Source organism: Tardiphaga sp. OK245 (genome assembly GCF_900108575.1).
Taxonomy (GTDB): Bacteria; Pseudomonadota; Alphaproteobacteria; order Rhizobiales; family Xanthobacteraceae; genus Tardiphaga; species Tardiphaga robiniae.
The window spans coordinates 433,263-455,040 of the sequence record NZ_FNWZ01000005.1 but is presented as its reverse complement, the minus strand read 5'-3'; the positions used below and the strand labels follow the sequence as shown (position 1 = coordinate 455,040).

Below are 21,778 nucleotides of genomic sequence, written 5' to 3'. Positions count from 1 at the left end.
TCATGCGCCCAATGTGTTGAGTGGGGGACGGTGTGGCCGACAAGCAGCTTCAGATCTACCGCCGGAAACGCGATTTCGCGCTCACCGAGGAGCCCTCCGGCCAGATCGTGGTCGCGCCGGCGAAGCGCCGCCGCTTCGTGATCCAGAAACACGATGCCACGCGGCTTCATTACGATCTGCGGCTGGAGATGGACGGCGTGTTCAAGTCCTGGGCCGTCACGCGCGGGCCATCGATGGACCCCGCCGACAAGCGCCTCGCTGTCGAGGTCGAGGACCATCCGCTGGACTACGGCGATTTCGAAGGCACGATTCCCCGCGGACAATACGGCGGCGGCACGGTGCAGCTGTGGGACCGTGGCTATTGGGAGAGCGACGATCCGGACAAGGGCCTCAAGAAGGGCGACCTGAAATTCACGCTGGACGGCGAGAAGCTGCATGGCGGCTTCGTGCTGGTGCGCATGAAGCATGACCGCAATGGCGGCAAGCGCACCAACTGGCTGCTGATCAAGCATCGCGACGACTTCGCGAAGGAGGGCAAGGCCAACACCATCCTCGACGATGACAAGTCAGTGGCGTCCGGCCGCAGCATGAGCGCCATCGCCGCGGGGAAGGGTAAGGCGCCGAAACCGTTCATGATCGCGAAAACGGCAAAGATCAAACCCGATGCTATCTGGGATTCCAGCGAGGGCAGTGCTGCCGATGCGCGCGCTAATAGGGGCGGCAAGACCAAGGCTGATGTAGGGGGGGCGAGGACCGAGAAAGCTGCAGGCAAAAATGCCGTGACAAGGAAGGCGGCCAAACCATCGGCGAAGCCGGCCAAGGTCGCGAAGATGCCTGGTTTCGTCGCGCCTCAACTTTGTACCGTCGTGGATCGGCCGCCCTCCGCGGATGGCTGGGCGCATGAAATCAAGTTCGACGGCTATCGCGTGCAGCTCCGCGTCGAAGACGGAGAGGCCACGCTGAAGACACGCAAGGGGCTCGACTGGACCGACAAGTTTCAGGCCATCGCCAAGGAAGCCACCGGCCTGCCGGATGCGATCATCGATGGCGAGATCGTCGGCCTTGACGCTCATGGCGCGCCGGATTTCGCGGCGCTGCAGGCGGCGCTGTCGGATGACGAGACCGATACGCTTATTTTTTTCGCGTTCGACCTTCTGTTCGCCGAAGGCGAAGATCTGCGGAAGCTGCCGCTTGGCGAGCGCAAGGAGCGATTGAAGGCGCTACTCGACAAAGCCCGCGGCCGTCGCAAGGAAAGCCTCATTCGCTATGTTGATCATTTCGAGACTGGTGGTGACGCCATTCTGCAGTCGGCCTGCAAACTGTCGCTGGAAGGCATCGTCTCCAAGAAGCTGTCGGAGCCCTATGTGTCCGGCCGCTCGCAAAACTGGACCAAGGCCAAATGCCGGGCCGGCCATGAGGTCGTGATCGGCGGATGGAAGAGCAATGCCGGCAAGTTCCGGTCGCTGATGGTCGGCGTCAACAGAGGCGATCATCTGGCCTATGTCGGCATCGTCGGCACCGGCTTCGGCCAGGACAAGGTCACGCGCATCATGCCGGCATTGAAGAAAGCGGCGGCGAAGACCAGCCCGTTCGGCGGCAAGGAGACGCCGCCGGGTGGCCGGGACGTGCACTGGCTCAAGCCCGAACTGGTGGCCGAGATCGAATTCGCAGGCTTCACCGGCGCGGGCATGGTGCGTCAGGCGTCATTCAAGGGGCTGCGGCACGACAAGCCGGCCGATGAGGTCGAGGCCGAGACTCCCAAGAGGACCGAACTTGTCGAGCCGACGCCGAAGCGCAGCGCGAAGAAGACTGCCAAAAGCTCCGCAAGAAAAACCTCGCCCTCAAAAGCTGCGGCAGGCAATGCCGTTGTCATGGGCGTATCGATCTCCAAACCCGACAAGGAGCTATGGCCGGATGCCGGCGATGGCGAGCCGGTTACCAAACGCGATCTCGCGGTGTATTTCGAAGCCGTGGGCGACTGGATGATGGACTATCTCAAGGGTCGCCCGTGTTCGATCGTGCGCGCGCCCGACGGCATCGACGGGCAGCAGTTCTTCCAGCGCCACGCAATGCCGGGGACATCCAACCTGCTCGAACTCGTGAAAGTCTCCGGTGACCGCAAGCCTTACCTGCAGATCGATCGCGTCGAGGGTCTCGCGGCCGTCGCGCAGATCGGCGGGCTCGAACTGCATCCGTGGAATTGCGCGCCTGATGCGCCGGATACACCGGGGCGTCTGGTGTTCGATCTCGACCCGGCGCCTGATGTGGAGTTCCTTGCCGTCATGGATGCGGCACGCGAGATGCGCGAACGGCTCGCGCGCCTCGGCATGGAGAGTTTTTGCAAGACGACCGGCGGCAAGGGCCTGCATGTGGTGGCGCCACTGCTGCACGGCGCGAAGGACAAGGTCGACTGGAAAACGGCGAAGAGTTTTGCGCAGGCCGTGTGCCAGCAGATGGCCAGTGACGACCCCGAGCGCTACCTCCTCAACATGTCGAAGAAGCTGCGTGGTGGAAAGATTTTCCTCGACTATCTGCGCAACGACCGGATGTCGACTGCGGTCTCGGTGCTGTCGCCGCGGGCGCGAAAGGGGGCCACGGCGTCGATGCCGCTGACATGGCCACAGTTGCGCAAAGATCTGGATCCGAAGAATTTCACTGTGCGCAGCGTCCCGTCGCTAATGGCGAAGAGCAAGGCGTGGGCGGGTTACGAGGATGCTGCGTCGTCGATCAAGTCGGCGATCGGGAAACTGAAATGACTCTTACCGTCATTACTCGCTTTCGCGGGTGATGACGGTGAGAGCGTACGCACATGGAAAAGCGCGCGATCCTTCCGGATCGCGCGCCTTGAAATCAATATCCGCTCTTACAGCTTACCAAGCAGCAGGAGGATCAGCAGAATTACCACGATGAGGCCAAGGCCACCGCCGCCGTAATAGCCGGTGCCGTAGAACGGACCGCCGCCGATGCCGCTGAAACCACCAAGCAAGGCGATAATCAGAATGATCAGAATGATAGTACCAATGGACATGGATTTCTCCTCAGCCTGGCAGACGGACAAGCCTGCTGCCTTCATGCGATAAAAACGCGCAGGCATCCCCAAGGTTCCATGAGTGAAACTTTGATTACGACTACCGTCGGGCGAAATCGCGCTTACATCCGTGTGAGCTAACAAAGGATCATGAGATGTCTGAACCGCTCGTCGTTTCCATTCCGCACAGTCTCGGCCGCGAGGAAGCTGCGCGCCGGCTCAAGACAGGACTGACACGCGCAGCAACTAATGTACCAATGTTGAAAGTTGACGAGGAGCGCTGGGACGGCGACCGGATGATCTTCCGCGTCCGTGCCATGGGGCAGGCGGCGTCCGGTCATGTCGATGTTGCCGAGGATCATGTCACCGTCGAAGTGGTGCTGCCTTGGCTCCTGCAGCGCTTCGCCGAGGTGGCGCAGGCAGCGATCAAATCGCGCGGAAATCTGCTGCTCACGAAAAAGAGTTGAAGCGGCGATTGCGGCGTGCAGAAAATCTCACGCATGTTCCGTGCCTGCCGCTCTGCAGCATAAAAATGCCGTGCGATAGTGCGGCGCACACGAGTTTGATCGTAAACCACTCGCAAACAATTTGATGAAAAGCTTTGAGCACGCGGAGGAAGGGAACCGACCTTTCTCGAGTCGGCACGACATCCGCCAGGCCGTCCGGCCATCGATCCCGGGCGGCCTTGTCGTGTGTGCTATCGCAAACGCGTCGAACGAATGCGTTTCGGCGCGGCATGTGCCTTCACGATCGCCATCGGAATCTGCCTGAAGAGCTTGGCAACGGCGAGCTGAATCGCGCCGTTCTTCTGCGCAGAACCTTCAACGAGGTAGCCGGGCGCGATCACTGTCGCGTCGAAGGCCGTCGCCTCCGGCCAATGCCGCCCGCCTTGTGTCGCTTCGGAAAAAACACGTGGGATCACGACGATTGCCGCGTCGCGCTGATGCCGCCGAGCAAAGGCGATGATGTGCGCGGCATGAGGTCCGGTCACTTCAAGTGGTTCGTAATCGCCATCGGTGAAGACGGCTGCCATCTCGGTGCGGCGTTTCAAAAGCTCGCGCGTCCAGGCGAGCTTGATGTGGCCATCTTCCCAGTGCTGCGCCAGCGCCGCCCAATCCGGTTGCTGCAGTGCCTTCAGCACTTTCGCGCGTTCGGCGAAATCCACCGGGCGGCGGTTATCGGGATCGACCAGCGAGAAATCCCAGAATTCGGTGCCCTGATAGAAGTCCGGCATGCCGGGAATGGTCGCTTTCAGCGTGATCTGGCTGAGTGAATTCAACGCGCCGATCAGCGATGTGCGTTTGGCAAAGGTCTCGAGCGCTGCAAGAAATTCCGGCGACTGGGCCGGGTCGAGAATGCGCTCCAGAAACGTGCGCAGACCCTTCTCATAGGTGTCGTTGGGGTTGAGCCAGCTCGTTTCCTGCTTGCCCTCGCGCGCCGCCTTCAGCGCATAGGCCTGCATCCGCTCGAGGAAGGAATTGTCCTGCCCGCCGAGCGGCCAGGCGCCGATAAGCGCCTGATACAACATATACTCGAACGCTGCGGAGGGTGCGCGCATCTCGCCGTCAACAACCAGATGCGGCGCGTTCAGCAACTTCCAGCGGCTGACAGCACTGGCCCATTCACCGGGCATTTCGGCCAGCGCCAGCAAACGCGCGCGGGCATCCTCGCCGCGCTTGGTATCGTGGGTGGCGGTCGAAGTCATGCCATGCGGCCGCTCGAGCGCGCGTGTGATCATTATCTCGTGGAACGTGGCGACAGGTATCGCTTCCGCTGCCGGCTCGCCGCCAACTTCGTTGAACGCCTGCAGGCGATGATAGCGATAGAAGGCGGTGTCTTCGAGCGACTTCGCCATCGTCGGCCCGGTGAACTGTTGCACCTTCAATGCAAAGCGTCGCACCCGCGGCTTGCTATGCGCGGGGCGGCCAGGCTTCAGCAGGTCCAGCGTCAGAGCGTCGCGCAAGAAGTCGAACAAGCCTTCATCGGCGCCGAACCAGTCGGCGCGAGCTTTCTCGATGGTCGTGGCGATCAGTTGCCGGTCGAGGGCAGATGGACCGGCGGTGGAGAGATAGGTGCGATAGACCGGGAAATGCAGCACGTAAAGTTCGAAAGCCTGACGCAGCGTGTCGGCGGAGAAGTCGCGCGTCGAATAATGCCCGTTGGCGATCCGTGCCAGCAGACGCGTCAGCACGGTGAATTCGCTGAGCAGCAGCGTATCGAGCACGCGGCGCTTGGCTTCCACCAGTTGCGGTTCGAATTTCGGCGAGACGTTGCTCACCTGTCGCCAGGTTTCGCCCAGTGGTTCCAGGCCTTTTTCTTCGACCAGCACCTGCGTGATCACATTGAGCCATTCATAGCCGGTGGTGCCATGCACGCCGGCGAAGGGCACCAGCTTCTCGTGCTCGCCGAGAATCTTCTCGACCACGACATAGAACGGTTTGGTGCTGTTGCCATGCGCCTCGCGGATCAGCCGGCGCAGCCGTTGGAAATATTGCGAGGGATCGTGAAGGCCGTCGATATGGTCCAGCCGCAACCCCTGCAGCTTGTCTTCGGTAATCAGCCGTTTGACCAGCGAATGGATCGCCTCGAACGTATCGGTGTCCTCGATACGTAGACCAGCCAGCGTATTGACGTCGAAGAAGCGGCGGTAATTGATCTCGCTCGATGCCAGGCGCCACTGACCGAGCTTGTAGTGCTGGCGCTCCAGCAGCATGTGCATGGCCTGAATCTGGGCGGGCCGATCCAGCCCAGCGCGATAGGCGTCGAGGCCGCGCGTGATAACCTCGGTAGCGCCGTCGATCGACGCCAGTTGCTGCTTGAAAGCCGGCGCTTCCCGCCGGTTGGGATGGCGGAGGCCCTTGTGCTTGGCCGCGAGTGTCAGGATTGCGCGGCCGGCTGGCGTGTTGCCGGCGTCGGCTTCCTTGACGATGGTGCGCAGCATCTCGCTGTAGCGCTCCGGCGCGATCGGCAGCCTATGTTCGAAATACCAGGCCGAGAAGTTGCCTTCCTCGGCGTCGTATTTCAGCTCGATCTCGCCGTTGTCCAGTGCCTGGCCATAAGAGCTACCGATGATCGGTAGCAGCAGGCCGCCGCGTGCGCGATAGGGCAGGGTGTCCCAGTCGATGTCGAAGGAGACGGCGTGCGGCGAGGCCTGTCCCCATTCCAGCACGTCGAGCCACCACGGATTATCTGCGAAATGCACGCCCACATGATTGGGCACAAAGTCGAGGATCAGGCCGATATCGTTGGCCTTCAGCGCGGCACTCAGGCGCTCGAAACCTTCGTCGCCGCCCAGCTCCGGATTGAGCTTGGTGTGATCGACAATGTCATAGCCATGGGTCGAGCCGGCGCGCGATTTCATGAAGGGTGAGGCATAGAGATGGGTGATGCCAAGCGCCTTCAGATAGGGGACGATGCCCGCGGTGGCGTCGAAATCGAAATCCTTGGTGAGTTGAATACGGTAGGTCGCGACGGGAATCGCAGGCGCCATTATTGATCTCCGATCCGCCATGCGACGGACCACGGCGTCCCCACGCCGATGCTGGTGTTGCCCCAAATTGTCGTGCCGGATGTGGGCTGCGTAGCCGCCATTTCCTTGTCGGAAAGATTGGCCGTGAGATGCAGCCTGCTGCCGTCACCCATTGTCCAGAAAGCCGTGAGCAAACCGTCGTCGCTCGCCTCAGCCTGGCCGAACCGTGCGCCAGCGAGGCGCGGCACGATATGCTGCTTGCGCAATGCGAGCAGCTCGCGAACCAGCGTCAGCCGCGTCTTGCCCGTGGTCGTTTCGCGATTGTCCCAATCGACGAAGGCCGAGCGGAACGAGCTCTCGTCCAGCGGGTCGGGGATCTCGTCGCCATACTTTTCGTAGGCGCTGGCGAATTCCTTCTTGCGGCCATTGCGTACGGCATTGGCGAGATCGCCCTCGAAATCGCAGAAGAACGGAAACGGTACTTTCGAGCCCCATTCCTCGCCCTGAAACAGCATCGGCACCATCGGCGCCAGCAATGTAACGGCCAGCGCAGCTTCGATGGCCTCGGGCTTGGCCAAGGTCTCCAGCCGATCGCCAAGCGCACGATTACCGATCTGGTCGTGGTTTTGCAGGAAATTCACGAAGGCCGCCGGTGCGAGTTCGCCTGATGGTTCGCCGCGCGGTGCGCCGTCGCGATGCGCCGACGACTGGCCCTGATAAGCGAAGCCCGAGCCCAGCGCCCGTACGATATGATCGAGCGGTTTCGGTGCGTAGTCGCTGTAATAGCCCTTGTCCTCGCCGGTGAGCAGCACGTGCCAGGCATGGTGATAGTCGTCGTTCCACTGCGCGCGATATTTGCCGCGCGGCGGGTTGGTGGCGGGATCGAGCAGAGTGGCGCGGTTGTCGTCGTTCTCAAGCACCAGATGGATCAGCCGGCCGGTGTCGGCGGCTAGCTTGCCGACCTCGCGGCTCAGCTCGTGCAGCATCGGGATCTCGCCCTGTTCGGGGATCGCATGCACGGCATCGAGCCTGAGCCCATCGAAGCGATAGTCGCGCAGCCACGCCACGGCATTCTCGATCGCGTAGGCCCGCACCTCCGGCAGGTGATAGTTGATCGCCGAGCCCCACGGCGTATGCGCATCGCCGAAGAAGGACGGCGCATATTGCCCGATGTAATTCCCTTCCGGGCCGAAGTGGTTATAGACGACGTCCAGAAACACCGTCAGCCCACGCAGATGCGCCTCGTCGATCAGCGCCTTCAGGTCCTCCGGGCGGCCGAACATCGCATCCGGCGCGTACCACAATACGCCGTCATAGCCCCAGTTGCGCTTGCCGGCGAAATCGGCGAGCGGCATCAATTCGAGCGCGGTGATCCCCGTCGCCACAAGGTGATCGAGCTTGTCGATCATCGCGCGATAGGTGCCCTGCGGCGTAAAGGTACCGACATGGGTTTCAATCAGCACGGTCTCTTCCCACGGCCGCCCGCGCCAGTCGGTCGCGCGCCACGGATAGGCCTTGTGGTTGATCACTTCGGAAGGGCCGGCGATATCGTTCGGCTGAAAGCGTGAGCCGGGGTCGGGCACGTCGGTCTTGCCGTCGATCCTGAAGCGATAGGTGGCGCCGGCTTTCACATCGGAAATCTCGGCGGCGAACCAGCCGTCATCGCCGGGCTTCAGCGGATGTGTCTGATCGCCAAGCACCACGTCGACGCGTTGCGCCGCCGGCGCCCAGAGGCGGAAGATCGCGCCTTTCTCAGTGAGCCGTGGTCCGAACGAATGAGCGCTCATGCTGGCGTCCCCGCAAAGGCAAGCACCGAGCGCGGCGGCGCATCGATATCGCTACCGGGCGGCAGGATAGCGATGGAGAGCTTTTCGTCGGCGGTGTTCAGTACCTGCCGCCAGTTCTTGTATTCCAGCATCTTCGGCAGCTTGAACGGGATGCCCTCAGGCGCCGCATTCAGCACGATGAAGATCGGGTTGGTGTTGTCGCCGGAAGCGCTAAGCACATAGGACAGGAAGCGCCCGTCTGGAAAAGCCCAGTCCGTCTCGGTCATCTCGTCGGCCGAGGGCGTCAGCCACAGTACCCCATAGCTGCCATCGGCACGGCGGCCGTCGAGCCAGCGTTGCGTGGTGATCTGCGGAAAGCGCTGTCGCAGCTGCGCCATATGGCCGATGAAGTCGGTGAGATCGTCGTCCTTGTCGCCGAGATTGTCCCAGCCGACCCAGCCGATCTCGTTGTCCTGGCAATAGGCATTGTTGTTACCGCCCTGGGTATTGCCGACCTCGTCGCCGGCCAGCAGCAGCGGCACGCCCTGCGCGAGGAACAGACAGGCGAGCTGGTTCTTGCGCAGCTGTCGGCGCAGCGCCAGCAGCTCGGGATCGTCGGTCGGGCCCTCGACGCCGAAATTGTTGCTCAGATTGTCGCTGGAGCCGTCGCGATTGTCCTCGCCATTGGCCTCGTTGTGCTTCTCGTTATAGGCAAACAGATCCGCCAGCGGGAAACCGTCATGCACGGTGACATGGTTGATGCCGGCGCGCTGCTTGCGGCCGTCATGATTGAACACGTCTGACGAACCGGTCATGCGGCTGGAGACTTCGCCGATCAGCGAGCCTTCGCCGCTCCAGTAGCGGCGCATGGCGCTGCGATATTTGTCGTTCCATTCCGACCACTGCGACGGAAACGCGCCGACCTGATAGCCGCCCATGCCGAGGTCCCAGGGTTCCGCGACCATTTTGACGTTCGCGAGAACAGGGTCCTGCCGGATGGCGGTGAGGAAACCGCTATTGCGATCGAAGCCATTCGGCCCGCGCGCCAGCGTGGTTGCAAGGTCGAAACGAAAGCCATCCACGTGACACACCTCGACCCAGTAGCGCAATGAATCCATCACCATCTGCAACACGCGCGGATGCGTAAGGTTCATCGAGCTGCCGCAGCCCGTGAAGTCGTCATAGAATCGTGGATTGTCCGGCATCAGCCAGTAATAGGAGGCGTTGTCGATGCCGCGATAACTCAGCGTCGGGCCGAGATGATTGCCTTCGGCGGTGTGGTTATAGACCACGTCGAGCATCACCTCGATGCCCGCATCATGCAGCCGCGCGACCGTCGTGCGGAACGCATCGAGCGGATTGTCGGTGCCGTAGCGCGCTTCCGGGGCGAAGAAGGAGAGGGTATTGTAACCCCAGTAATTCACCAGCTTCATCTCGACTAGACGCCGGTCATCGACGAAGCTGTGCACCGGCAGCAGCTCGATGGTGGTAACGCCAAGCCGTTTGAGATGCTCGATCATCGACGGCGACGACAGTCCGCGATAGGTCCCGCGCAGCCCTGGCGGCACGTCCTTGCGTGTCTGCGTCAGGCCTTTGACATGCGCCTCATAGATGATGGTGTCTTCCCACGGCACGCTGGGGCGCGCTTCCTTGCGACCCCAGTTGAAGGTCTCGTCGACCACCACGGCCTTCGGCATGCCGCGTGCATTGTCGCGGCGGTCGAAGGAGAGGTCCTCGCGCGACGAGCCGGTGCGATAGCCGAAATGTGCATCGCTCCAGACGAGACGCCCGGCCAGCTTCTTGGCATAGGGGTCGAGCAGCAGCTTGTGCGCATTGAAGCGATGTCCATGCTCCGGTTCATAGGGGCCGTGCACGCGATAACCATAGAGCTGGCCCGGCGAGACATCGTTGAGATAGCCGTGAAAGACGTGCTCGTTATACTCGGGCAGTTCGATGCGCTCGAGCTCGCGCCGCCCCTGGCTGTCGAACAGACACAGTTCGACCTTGGTGGCGTTCGCAGAGAACAAGGCAAAGTTGGTCCCCCGTCCGTCCCAGCTTGCGCCGAGGCGGGAGGGCATGCCGGCGGATAGTCTCATGCTCTAGAATTCCGGTACGAGAAAGAGTGCGGCCAGCGGTGGAAGGGTCAGACTGAGTTCGGGGACAAGCCCCTTGGCAATGACTTCGCCCGAATTGCCGACATTGCTGCCGCCATAATGCGCGGCGTCGGAATTCAACACCTCGCGCCAGGTGCCGGTGAACGGCACGCGGACGCGGTAATCGTGATAGACGTTCGGCGAGAAGTTCACGACCACGAGGCACTGCGTGCGCGGGTTGGCGCCCTTGCGCAGCCAGGCGAAGACGTTGTTGCCGGCATCGTCGGTGATCATCCATTCGAAGCCGGCGGGATCGCAATCGAGTTCATGCAGTGCCGGCTGGTTGCGATACAGCTCGTTGAGATCGCGGATCAGCGAGTGGATGCCGGCATGCTTGTCCTGCTCAAGCAGGTGCCAGTCCAGCGATGTGTCATGATTCCATTCGCGCTCCTGGGCAAATTCGCAGCCCATGAACATCAGCTTCTTGCCGGGATGTCCGAACATGAAGGAATAATAAGCGCGCAGATTCGCAAAACGCTGCCAGTCGTCGCCGGGCATGCGGCCAAGGATCGATTTTTTGCCGTGCACGACTTCGTCATGCGATAGCGGCAGCACGAAATTTTCCGAAAAGGCGTATTGCAGCCCGAACAGAATGTCGTTGTGCTGGTACTTGCGATAGATCGGATCCTTGCTGATGTAATTCAGCGTGTCATGCATCCAGCCCATGTTCCACTTGTAGCCGAATCCGAGCCCGCCGAATTCGACGGGGCGTGAGACCTGCGGCCATGCAGTGGATTCCTCAGCTGCAGTGGTCGCATTCGGGAATTTGGCGAAGACTTCGGTGTTGAAGCGGCGCAGGAAGCTGACGGCCTCGATATTCTCGCGGCCACCATATTTGTTCGGAATCCAGGCGCCGGCTTCCCGGCTGTAATCGAGATACAGCATCGAGGCGACGGCATCGACGCGCAGCCCATCCACATTGTAACGCTCGAGCCAGAACAGCGCGTTGGAGACGAGGAAGTTCACGACTTCGGTGCGGCCGTAATTGTAGATCAGCGTGCCCCAGTCCATGTGCCGGCCCTGCAGCGGGTTGGCATGTTCATAAAGGGCCGTGCCGTCGAAATTGCCGAGGCCATGCGGATCATCCGGGAAGTGCCCGGGCACCCAGTCGAGCAGCACGCCGAGCCCTTCGGCATGGCAAGCGTCGATCAGCAATGCGAATTCTGCCGGCGTGCCGAAGCGGCTCGTCGGCGCAAACATGCCGGTCGGCTGATAGCCCCATGAACCGTCAAACGGATGTTCGTTGACGGGCAGGAATTCCACATGGGTGAAGCCAAGATCGCGGGCATAGCGCGGCAGCGTCTCTGCGAGGTCGCGATAGGTCAGCCATTCATTGTCACCCTTGCGGCGCCACGAGCCCAGATGCACCTCATAGATCGACATCGGCTTGTTCAGCGCATTGATGTGATCCGGGGCAGGGCGCGGATGCGGGATCCTGGTTTCGTCGAGCACGATGGACGCTGTGGAGGGCCGCAGCTCGGCGGCGAAGGCCATCGGGTCGGATTTTTGCGTCAACTGTCCATGCGGGCCGATGATGTCGAACTTGTAGTGATCGCCGGGTGTCGCGCCCGGGATGAACAGCTCCCAGTAGCCGGGGCCGCGCACGCGCATGGGATGACGCCGCGCGTCCCAGAAATTGAAATCGCCGACCACACTGACACGCTTCGCATTGGGCGCGAGCACGACGAAGCCGACGCCGCTGACGCCTTCAAGCACCATTGGATGGGCGCCGAGCTTGTCATAGAGCCGCTGATGGGTACCTTCGCCGAGCAGATAGAGATCGAATTCGGTGAGGATCGGCGGAAAGCGATAAGGATCGTCAAGATCGACAGATCTGTCGCCATAGCGCGCCCGCAGTTGATACTTGGTCGAGCCATTGGCCAGCGCGCCGACAAACAGCCCGGCGTCATGCACGCGCTCCAACGCGGTCGCCGCACCGTGATCATCAATGGCATCGACCTTCACGGCTTCGGGCAGGAAAGCGCGCACGACCGTCTTGTCGGCCTCCTTGTGGGGGCCGAGATAGTGAAATGGATCGGAGTGGCGGCCTTCGACAATTGCGTAAGCCTCGGCGGGCAAATTGGTCATACGGCTTCCTCAGAATACTGGTTCAGAATGCGCAGGATGCCAGTCAGTGGCACCCGCAGCCAATCCGGCCGATGCGCAAGTTCGTATTCGATTTCATAAAGCGCCTTTTCCAGAAGGAAGAAGTTCAGCATTTCCTTGGTGGCTCCCGCGTCTGCCGGCCACAGCCGCGCATCGGTCATGGTCTCGCGATAGGCGTCAACGAAAGCCGTGGTGGCACGTTCCCGCCAGGCGTCCAGTGCCGCAGCCAGCTTGCCGGTGTCGTCCGAAGTTACCTTGAGCGCGCGTTCCAGCGCTGCCGTTGCCGAATAATCGATCGAGCGAATGAGCCCGGCGATATCACGTGCAGCAGGCGCCTTGCGGCGGCGCTCATCGATCGACCTGCGCGGTTCACCCTCGAAGTCGATGATGAAGATATCATCCTTGACGATCAGCATCTGGCCGAGATGGAAATCTCCGTGATGGCGGATCTTCAGTCCGTCGATATTCTCCGGCAGCAGCTCGGTCAGCCACCCCCGCAAGCCGTGGCGCAGTTCCAGCACCTGATCGATCAGTGCGCGATCCGAATCCTTTGCAGCATTGCGACGCTGGGCGAGCGCACTAAATACCGGCTCCGCACGCGTGACGATTTCGTTGATCCAGAGCCTGATATCGTCAGGCGACGTCGGCTCCGGCTTGAAATCCGGGATGTCGTCGCGGCTGGCCAGTGCCATCTGCATCTCGGCGACGCGGCGGCCGGTCTGCGACATATAGAGCAGATACGGCACCTGCTCTTCACTGTGCGGGGCGTGGTCATCCACCGCCAGCAGACGCTGCTCATCGGCGAAACGGTCGAGATAGGCCGATGTCACGGTCCAGGCATCGCCCTGATTCTGCACGAAGGCATGCACGATGGCGACGGCGGTGCGCTGATCACCCTCGACCAGTTCGACGCTGCCAAGCAGAGCCGGCGTATTGGTGAAACCGGCGATATCCGTCAGGAAACGGCTGACCTCGATCTCCGGATTGATGCCGGCCTGCAGCTTGCGATAGATCTTCACGACATAGTCGTTGTCGACCAATGCAGTGCTGTTGGACTGTTCGGTTTCGACCGCACGGATGTTCTCCAGCGGCGCAGCCGGCTTTTCGGCAAGCTTGGTCGTTGGCCGGAATTCCAGACGGTTGCCCTCTTCTTCGACGGTCAGTGAAATGCGCAAATTGTGCAGCAGCAGCGCAATGAAGATGTGGTCGGTGGCGACATCGAGCAGGGTGCCTTCGCGTGCGCCCTGGCGGACAGCGGCAAAGGCTTTCGGATTGTAGCGTTCACGGTCGAAGCGGGTCCACTCGATCTGCATGGGCAGCAGATAGCGCGTCGCCACATTGCGCTGCGTGGTTTCGAAGAACACCAGCCATGGACGATTGTCGCCGATCTCGCAGAACGGGATCGCGCCGGTGAGCATGGGCTGGATCGCCTTTGGCTGTCGCTCCGGATACCAGCGGCTACGCGCCAGGAAGGAGGGTAGCACGTCGCGCTCGAACACACCGCGCGTACGGGCGAGAGTCATCCAGGTCGAGCCAAGCGGCACCACCAGCGTTTCGAATTCCGGTACCACCGGCGGCTGCGAATGTTCGGAGACATCGCGGAGCTGCAGCTGGAACCAGTAGAACCCGTAAGGCGCCAGCGTGATCATGTAAGGCAGATCGCCGATCGGCGGGAATTTGGTGCGGCCGAGCATTTCCAGCGGCACGCGTTCCTTCCACGGCGACAGATCGAGTTCGGTGGCCTGCGCGGCGCGCGACAGGTTGGCGACGCAAAGAATCGCTTCGTCGCCGAGCTGGCGCACATAAGCGAGAACGGAGCGGTTGTCGGGGCGAATGAAGGTCATGGTGCCGCGACCGAAAGCTAGCGTCGATTTTCTGACAGCAATGAGCCGTTTGGTCGCCGACAGCAGTGACGAAAGGCTGCGCGACTGCGCCTCCACGTTCACCGACTCATAACCGTAGATTGGATCCATGATCGGCGGTGCATAGAGCCGCGCGGGATCGGCGCGCGAGAAGCCGCCATTACGGTCGGGTGCCCATTGCATCGGTGTGCGTACGCCGTTGCGGTCGCCGAGATAGATATTGTCGCCCATGCCGATCTCGTCGCCGTAATAGATGATCGGCGTACCGGGGAACGACAGCAACAACGAGTCCAGCAGCTCGATCTTGCGCCGATCGTTGTCCATCAAAGGCGCCAGGCGACGGCGAATGCCGACATTGATGCGCGCGCGCGGATCGTTCGCATAGGTCGACCACAGATAGTCGCGCTCGACGTCCGTGACCATTTCCAGCGTCAGCTCGTCGTGATTGCGCAGGAACATCGCCCACTGGCAATCGCCGGGAATATCCGGCGTCTGCCGCATGATGTCGGTAATCGGGAAACGGTCCTCCTGCGCCAGCGCCATATAGATGCGCGGCATCAGCGGGAAGTGATACGCCATGTGGCATTCGTCGCTGTTGCCGAAATATTCCTGCACGTCCTCCGGCCATTGATTGGCCTCGGCGAGCAGAAGCTTGCCCGGCGCATAGGCATCGAGTTCGGCGCGCAAATGCTTGATGACTTTGTGCGTTTCCGGCAGGTTCTCGTTATTGGTACCGTCGCGCTCGACAAGATAGGGGATCGCGTCCAGACGGAAGCCATCGACGCCGGCATCCAGCCAGCGTTTCATCACCTGCACCACGGCAGAGACGACGCGCGGATTGTCGAAATTCAAATCCGGCTGATGTGAGAAGAAGCGGTGCCAGTAATAGGCCTTGGCCTCCGGGTCCCAGGTCCAGTTCGACTTTTCGGTATCGGTGAAGATGATCCGGGTGCTCTGATATTTCTGGTCGGTGTCGCTCCAGACATACCAGTTGCGCGCAGAAGAGCCGGCCGGGCTGCGGCGGGCGCGCTTGAACCAGTCATGCTGGTCCGACGTGTGATTGATGACGAGTTCGGTAATCACGCGCAGGCCACGGCGCTTGGCTTCGTGGATGAAGCGCTTGAAATCCTTCATCGTGCCGAAGTCGGGATGGATCGAACCATAGTCGGCGATGTCGTAGCCGTCGTCGCGGCCCGGCGACGGATAGAACGGCATCAGCCAGATGGTGGTGACGCCGAGATCCTGCAGGTAATCCAGCTTCTCGGTCAGGCCGATAAAGTCGCCGATGCCGTCATGGTTGCTGTCAGCGAAGGTCTTCACATGCAGCTGATAGATGATGGCGTCCTTGTACCAGAGCTTGTCGATCTCCTCGGCGCGCTGTTTCGCTTTAACGTCGATATCGGTCATTACGTTCATGTCAACGCTTTCAGGCGAGGCAACGGAAGAAGATGGCGGGATCGCGCTGGGGATCGAGACGCAGGCGGATGCCGCCCCATTCGACGCCATGGCGCTCGCCGGTAATGATGTTCTCGACGGCGGCAACATTGCGCCGCTCGCCATCGACCATCACCTGCGTGTCGATCGGCAGCCAGAATTCATACGGATCGCGCGACAGCGCGATGGCGCCGGCGACTGTATTGGTGCCATCCACCGACTCCTTGACGAAGCCGATGATGTTGTCGTTGTCGACCGGCATGAAGCGCAGGTTGGAGGTCTGCTGCAGCGCCGCGTTGGCGCGGCGCGCGTGATTGAGCGCGGTGATGTAGGGCTTGATATTGCCCGGCGCATTCCAGTCGCGGGTCCTGATCTCGTATTTCTCCGAGTTCAGATATTCCTCCTTGCTGGGGATGGCTTCGTGTTCGAGCAATTCGAAACCGTTATAGATGCCATAGGTCGACGACAGCGCGGCAGCCAGTGCCACCCGCGCCTTGAACATCCAGGCTTCGCCGGATTGCAGGTGATAGGGCAGGATGTCCGGCGTGTTGACGAAGAAGTTCGGGCGATAGAATTCACGCTCGGGATAGCCGCACAGTTCGTTGAGATACTGCTCGATCTCCCACTTCGCGGTGCGCCAGGTGAAATAGGTGTAGCTCTGCGAGAAGCCGAGCTTGGCAAGGCCCTTCATCAGCTTCGGGCGCGTGAAGGCTTCCGCCAGAAACAGCGCGTCCGGATGCTTCAATTGCACCTCGTGAATCGCCCATTCCCAGAACCGCAACGGCTTGGTGTGCGGATTGTCGATGCGAAAGATCTTCACGCCCTGATCGCACCAGAACAGCAGCATGTCGCGGAGCGCGTTCCACAGCGATCCCGCATCTTCGCAGTCGAAGTCCGGATTGTGGATGTCTTCGTATTTCTTCGGCGGGTTCTCCGCATATTTCATCGAACCGTCCGGCCGGCGCTTGAACCAGTCTGGATGGTCCTTGACCCATGGATGATCCGGCGAGCACTGCACGGCGACGTCGATCGCCACTTCCAGACCGTGCTCCTTGCACGCAGCGATCAGCGCATGGAAATCTTCCATGGTGCCGAGTTCGGGGTGGATCGCGTCATGGCCGCCCTCGGCGCCGCCAATGGCATAGGGGCTGCCAACATCGCCGGGTTCGGAGGTCAGCGAATTGTTCTTGCCCTTGCGGTTGGTCTTGCCGATGGGGTGGATCGGCGTGAAATACAGCACGTCGAAGCCCATGGCCTGCACGTCGGGCAGGCGGGCAATACAGTCGCGGAACGTGCCATGCTGGCCGGGCACCGTACTCTGGCTGCGCGGCACCATCTCGTACCATGCGCCGTTGCGGGCACGCTCACGGTCGATCATCAGCGGCAGCAGCGGCGAGCGCGTCAGGTCCGGGCGCAGCTGCGCCTCGGCCATTGCGGTGCGCAGTTCAGGTGACAGCAGCGGCTCATTGTCGCCGGTCTGCAGGAAATTCTCGCATTGCTTGACGATGAGCGCCGAAGCCTCGGGCCCGCCATTCTGGGCCTTGGTCATCAGACCGGCGCCTTCCAGCGCATCGAGTGTGACATCCTGTCCGGCCTTCAGCTTCAGTTCGAAGCCGTGGCGCCAGGTGGCGAATTCGTCGGTCCAGGCCTCGATCGCATACACATAGCGTCCGATGCCATCGGGGATGAATGAGCCGCCCCAGCGGTCGTTCACTTCCAGCGTCATCGGGACCCGATTCCACTCGCGGTCCTGTTCGCGGCGCCAGACGATGGCTGCGGCGATGATCTCGTGACCATCGCGGTACAGGTCGGCATAGACAGCGACAGGTTCGCCCACGATGCGTTTGACCGGGAAGCGGCCGGCGTCGATGATCGGATAGATGTTTTCGATATGGAAAGCCCCGCCGATACCGGCGGTGTCCACGATTTGCGATGTTCTGTTCACGGTGATGCCATCATGAGGTGTCGTCCCTGTTCGATTTTTCAAAAAGAGACGGTGCGATCATATACAAAGCCCCGTGACAGGGGTTTGGTTCCCCATGGAACTCAGCTTAGATCGACGCGTTGAAATCGGCTATCCTCTTCCGCAAATTCAGAAATTTCCCAGCAACTTTCGATTGTTGCTCTGCAAACAGCGTGCCGAATGGACCTTTTCACTAAAGCTGCCGAACTCGGAATCCAGACCGGTTTTCACGACGGTCAGGGCCAGTGGCACACCACGGGCGAAGCTGCCCTTAAGCTCATTCTGGACGCCATGCCGGTGCGCACACCGCATCGCTTCGTGGCGAGTCCGGTCGTGGTCCGGGCCGGCGAGGGTGCCCGCACGGTCCTCAATGAGGCTGCCACGTTTCCCCTGACCTGGAAAATTCTCGACGGGGTTAAGGTTATCGCCGAGGGAACGACGGAGGGACGCGAGATCACCTGGCCGCGCGATCTGCCGGTCGGCGTGCACCGGCTCAGGCTGGTCGACGCCAAGAAATTCCCCGATGAGGCGCCGTTCATCGTCGCGCCGTCCAAGGCATTTCCCGGCACCTTCGATCGGTCCTGGATTCTCGCCGTACAGCTCTACGGCGTGCGCTCCGAGCGCAACTGGGGCATCGGCGACTTCACCGATCTGCAGGACCTGATCAGACTGGCCGCCGATATCGGCGCCGGCGGTGTCGGTCTCAACCCGCTGCATGCGCTCTTCGACGACAGGCCGGCCGAATGCAGCCCGTATTCGCCGAACAGCCGGCTGTTTCTCAATCCGCTCTATATAGACGTCGAGGCGCTGCCCGAATATGCGGCGAACGATAGCGGCGACACGCTGGCTGAGATGCGCGCCAGCAAGTTCGTCGATTATGTCGATATCGCCGCGGTCAAGTCGACAGCGATGCGTGCCGCCTTTGAGACATTTTATGCCGATCCGACATCCGAGCGTCAGAAGGCCTTTGCCGCATTCCGCGCCGAGCGCGCGCCGCTGCTGACGCGCTTTGCCTGTTTCGAAGTGCTGCGCCATCAGTACCAGACCGCGTGGTGGGACTGGCCGTCGGAATGGCTGCTGCCCGATGACGCGATCTGCGACGCCTTCCGCGCCGGACCGGACGGCAAGGACGTAGCTTACATCGAATACGTGCAGTGGAATGCCGACCTGCAGCTCAAGGCGTGTTTCGATCTGACGACGAAGCTCCGCATGCCCGTCGGCCTTTATCTCGACGTCGCCGTCGGCGTGCAGTCCGGCGGCTTCGATGCCTGGAACGAACAGATCGCGATCTCGCGTCATCTCTCGGTCGGTGCGCCGCCCGATGCGCTGCAGCCCGCCGGACAGAACTGGGGTCTCGCCGGCTTCAATGCGGCTGGGCTGGAAGTGCAGGGCTTCGCGCCGTTCAAGGACATGCTGCGTGCCTCGATGCGCTATGCCGGCGCCGTCAGGCTCGATCATGTGCTCGGCCTCAATCGCCTCTATGTCGTGCCGCATGGCTATGACGCTGACAACGGCGCCTATGTGAAGATGCCGCTCGAAGCGCTGCTGGCGGTGACGGCGCAGGAGAGCGTCGCCAATCGCTGCGTGGTGATCGGTGAGGATCTCGGTACCGTGCCGGACGGCTTCCGCGATCATCTCGCATCCTGGGGCATCTGGTCGTATCTGGTGATGATGTTCGAGCGCGATGAACGCTATGCCTTCCGCGGCGTCGATTATTACGCGCCGAATGCACTGGTGACCTTCAATACCCATGATCTGCCGACCTATGCCGGCTGGCGCAGCCTGCACGATCTGCAGCTGAAGCGCTCGCTGGGCATCGATCCCGGCGAGAGCGACGATGCCCGCCGTTACGCGCTGCAGATGCTCGGCGAGGCGCTGCGAGCCCAGGGCATCAATACCGAAGACTTCTACGCCGTCGCTCACTTTCTCGCGCGCACGCGGACCCGTTTGCTGGCCGTCGCGTTGGAAGACCTGTTGGGTGTGATCGATCAGCCGAATATTCCCGGCACCATCAATGAGCATCCGAACTGGCGGCAGCGGCTGCCGGCCACGGTGGAGACGATGGCCACGTCGATCGATCGTGACGCGCTGCACATTGCAACCGCGGACAGGAGTTTGTCCGCATTGACCTAAATTTTGTCAGGTGGCGGAAAGACTTTGTACAGCAATATCGAAGATTACGCGCTGATCGGCGATTGTGAGACCGCCGCTCTCGTCAACCGCAACGGATCGATCGACTGGCTGTGCTGGCCGGCCTTCGATTCCGACGCGTGCTTTACCGCGCTGCTCGGCACCAAGGATCACGGCCGCTGGCAAATCACGCCCGACGCTCCGATCACGGCGTGCAAACGGCGCTATCGCGGCGACTCCCTCATTCTGGAAACCACGCTGGAGACGGACGACGGCGCTATCACGCTGATCGACTTCATGCCGCCGCGCGGCGCCGCCTCTGATGTGGTGCGCATCGTCCGCGGCGATCGCGGCACGGTGACGGTCCGGATGGAGCTGATCATCCGCTTCGGGTTCGGTGCGGCCATCCCCTGGGTGAAGCGCGACAAGGACGGCGGAGTGCTGGCGATTTGCGGGCCCGACATGACCGTGCTGCACACGCCCGTCGAGACCCACGGCGAGAACCTCACGACCGTCGCGAAATTCGAAGTCAAACAGGGCGACAGCGTCCCGTTCGTGCTGACCTATGGGCCTTCGCATCTCAAAGTGCCAGCGCCGATCAATGTCGACGAGGCGCTGAAGGACACGGAGGAATTCTGGAAGGAATGGAGCAGCCGCTGCACCTACAAAGGCGAGCACCGTGATCTCGTGATGCGCTCGCTGATCACGCTGAAGGCGCTGATCTATGCGCCATCCGGCGGTATCGTCGCGGCGCCGACCACGTCGCTGCCCGAAAAGCTCGGCGGCTCCAGAAATTGGGACTATCGCTTCTGCTGGCTGCGCGACGCGACCTTCACGCTGCTGGTGCTGATGAACAGCGGCTACACGGATGAGGCCCGCGCCTGGTATCGCTGGCTGCTGCGCGCTGTCGCCGGCGCACCGGCCGAGATGCAGATCATGTATGGCATCATGGGGCAGCGCCGCCTGCTCGAATGGGAGGCCGACTGGCTACCCGGCTATGGCGGCGCGCTGCCGGTGCGCGTCGGCAATGCCGCGCATGCGCAGCTGCAGCTCGACGTCTATGGCGAACTGATTGACGCCTTCCACCAGACCCGCGTTGCCAAACTCGATCTCGAGGATGGCACCTGGGCGGTGGAATGCGAGATCCTCGAACATCTCGCTTCTGTCTGGAACAAGCCCGATCACGGCATCTGGGAGCGCCGCGGCCCCGGCAAGCACTATGTGCTGTCGAAAGTCGGCTGCTGGGTTGCGTTCGACCGCGCCATCAAGAGCGCCGAGACCTTTAATCTCAAAGGCCCCGTCGACACGTGGAAGGCGCTGCGCAAGGAGATTCATCGCGACGTCTGCGAGAAGGGATTCGATCCCCGCGAAAACACCTTCGTGGAATCCTATGGCTCGGACGTGCTCGACGGCGCCATCCTGCTGCTGCCGGCGCTGGGTTTTCTTCCGGCCGACGATCCTCGCGTGAAAGGCACGATCGCTGCGGTCGAGAAATATCTGATACGCGACGGCTTCGTGCTGCGCCACGATCCGCGCGAGGTCACCGGCGAGGTTCAGCCCGCGGAGGGTGCGTTCCTCGCCTGCAGCCTGTGGCTGGCCGAGGCCTATATCAAGATGGGCGAGATCGCCAAGGCGGAAGAGCTGTTCAATCGCGTCGTCGCGATCGCCAATGATGTTGGCCTGCTGGCGGAGGAATATGACAGCGGCGTCAAACGCCAGACCGGCAACTTCCCGCAGGCGCTGACCCATATCGCGTTGATCGCCGTGGCGCATAATCTGGCGAGCGCCAAGCGTCCGCAGGAGAAGAAGGTGGAGCGGGCGAAGTAGCTCTTCTCTTAACCCTCCCCGCAAGGGGGAGGGGGTTACG

At 61.7% G+C, this 21,778-nt stretch carries 11 protein-coding genes; 4 read left to right on the top strand and 7 right to left on the bottom strand.

The genetic code is table 11. From position 1 onward, the window contains the following. The first annotated feature begins 32 nt into the window (after positions 1–32). On the top strand, positions 33–2,756 hold the full coding sequence (gene ligD, locus BLW80_RS25200) for a DNA ligase D (RefSeq protein ID WP_093760728.1): 2,724 nt from the start codon (positions 33–35) through the stop codon (positions 2,754–2,756). Between the two features lie 107 nt (positions 2,757–2,863). Here ligD and BLW80_RS25195 read toward each other — a convergent pair whose 3' ends face one another. Next, positions 2,864–3,028, bottom strand: coding sequence for a DUF3309 family protein (locus BLW80_RS25195; protein ID WP_081422059.1), 165 nt, complete (start codon positions 3,026–3,028; stop codon positions 2,864–2,866). A 155-nt stretch (positions 3,029–3,183) separates the two neighbouring features. On the opposite strand from BLW80_RS25195, the gene BLW80_RS25190 reads away from it, so the two are divergent. After that, positions 3,184–3,495: a polyhydroxyalkanoic acid system family protein gene (locus tag BLW80_RS25190; protein ID WP_093760726.1), complete on the top strand. Its 312-nt coding sequence runs from the start codon at positions 3,184–3,186 to the stop codon at positions 3,493–3,495. Positions 3,496–3,725: 230 nt separating this feature from the next. Here the strand turns inward: BLW80_RS25190 and treY are convergent, their stop codons facing one another. The 6 genes from treY to BLW80_RS25160 are packed head-to-tail and all read right to left on the bottom strand — an operon-like array spanning position 3,726 to position 17,763. Next, positions 3,726–6,518, bottom strand: a complete 2,793-nt coding sequence (treY, locus tag BLW80_RS25185) for a malto-oligosyltrehalose synthase (RefSeq protein WP_093760724.1) — start codon at positions 6,516–6,518, stop codon at positions 3,726–3,728. Next, a complete protein-coding gene (treZ, locus tag BLW80_RS25180; protein ID WP_093760722.1) occupies positions 6,518–8,284 on the bottom strand; it encodes a malto-oligosyltrehalose trehalohydrolase in 1,767 nt (588 codons plus the stop codon). The genes treY and treZ overlap by 1 nt, the downstream gene beginning before the upstream one ends. Then, a complete protein-coding gene (gene glgX / locus BLW80_RS25175; protein WP_093760720.1) occupies positions 8,281–10,359 on the bottom strand; it encodes a glycogen debranching protein GlgX in 2,079 nt (692 codons plus the stop codon). Before glgX ends, treZ begins: the two co-directional genes overlap by 4 nt. 3 nt (positions 10,360–10,362) lie before the next feature. Further along, entirely contained in the window at positions 10,363–12,504 is a 2,142-nt protein-coding gene (glgB, locus tag BLW80_RS25170) for a 1,4-alpha-glucan branching protein GlgB (protein WP_093760718.1), read from the bottom strand. Then, on the bottom strand, positions 12,501–15,800 hold the full coding sequence (treS, locus tag BLW80_RS25165) for a maltose alpha-D-glucosyltransferase (RefSeq protein WP_093760716.1): 3,300 nt from the start codon (positions 15,798–15,800) through the stop codon (positions 12,501–12,503). The genes glgB and treS overlap by 4 nt, the downstream gene beginning before the upstream one ends. Before the next feature lie 10 nt (positions 15,801–15,810). Further along, positions 15,811–17,763, bottom strand: coding sequence for an alpha-1,4-glucan--maltose-1-phosphate maltosyltransferase (locus BLW80_RS25160; protein ID WP_093760714.1), 1,953 nt, complete (start codon positions 17,761–17,763; stop codon positions 15,811–15,813). A 198-nt stretch (positions 17,764–17,961) separates the two neighbouring features. Between BLW80_RS25160 and malQ the strand changes: the two genes are divergently transcribed. Beyond that, positions 17,962–19,914: a 4-alpha-glucanotransferase gene (gene malQ / locus BLW80_RS25155; RefSeq protein WP_093760712.1), complete on the top strand. Its 1,953-nt coding sequence runs from the start codon at positions 17,962–17,964 to the stop codon at positions 19,912–19,914. A gap of 24 nt (positions 19,915–19,938) precedes the next feature. Continuing rightward, positions 19,939–21,738, top strand: coding sequence for a glycoside hydrolase family 15 protein (locus BLW80_RS25150; RefSeq protein ID WP_093760710.1), 1,800 nt, complete (start codon positions 19,939–19,941; stop codon positions 21,736–21,738). Positions 21,739–21,778 lie beyond the last annotated feature (40 nt).

Bases quoted from the DNA above. Each gene is read 5' to 3' on its own strand.
- treS (WP_093760716.1), bottom strand. From the start codon at position 15,800: ATGAACGTAATGACCGATATCGACGTTAAAGCGAAACAGCGCGCCGAG.
- treZ (WP_093760722.1), bottom strand. From the start codon at position 8,284: ATGAGCGCTCATTCGTTCGGACCACGGCTCACTGAGAAAGGCGCGATC.
- treY (WP_093760724.1), bottom strand. From the start codon at position 6,518: ATGGCGCCTGCGATTCCCGTCGCGACCTACCGTATTCAACTCACCAAG.
- glgX (WP_093760720.1), bottom strand. From the start codon at position 10,359: ATGAGACTATCCGCCGGCATGCCCTCCCGCCTCGGCGCAAGCTGGGAC.
- glgB (WP_093760718.1), bottom strand. From the start codon at position 12,504: ATGACCAATTTGCCCGCCGAGGCTTACGCAATTGTCGAAGGCCGCCAC.
- BLW80_RS25195 (WP_081422059.1), bottom strand. From the start codon at position 3,028: ATGTCCATTGGTACTATCATTCTGATCATTCTGATTATCGCCTTGCTT.
- BLW80_RS25190 (WP_093760726.1), top strand. From the start codon at position 3,184: ATGTCTGAACCGCTCGTCGTTTCCATTCCGCACAGTCTCGGCCGCGAG.
- malQ (WP_093760712.1), top strand. From the start codon at position 17,962: ATGGACCTTTTCACTAAAGCTGCCGAACTCGGAATCCAGACCGGTTTT.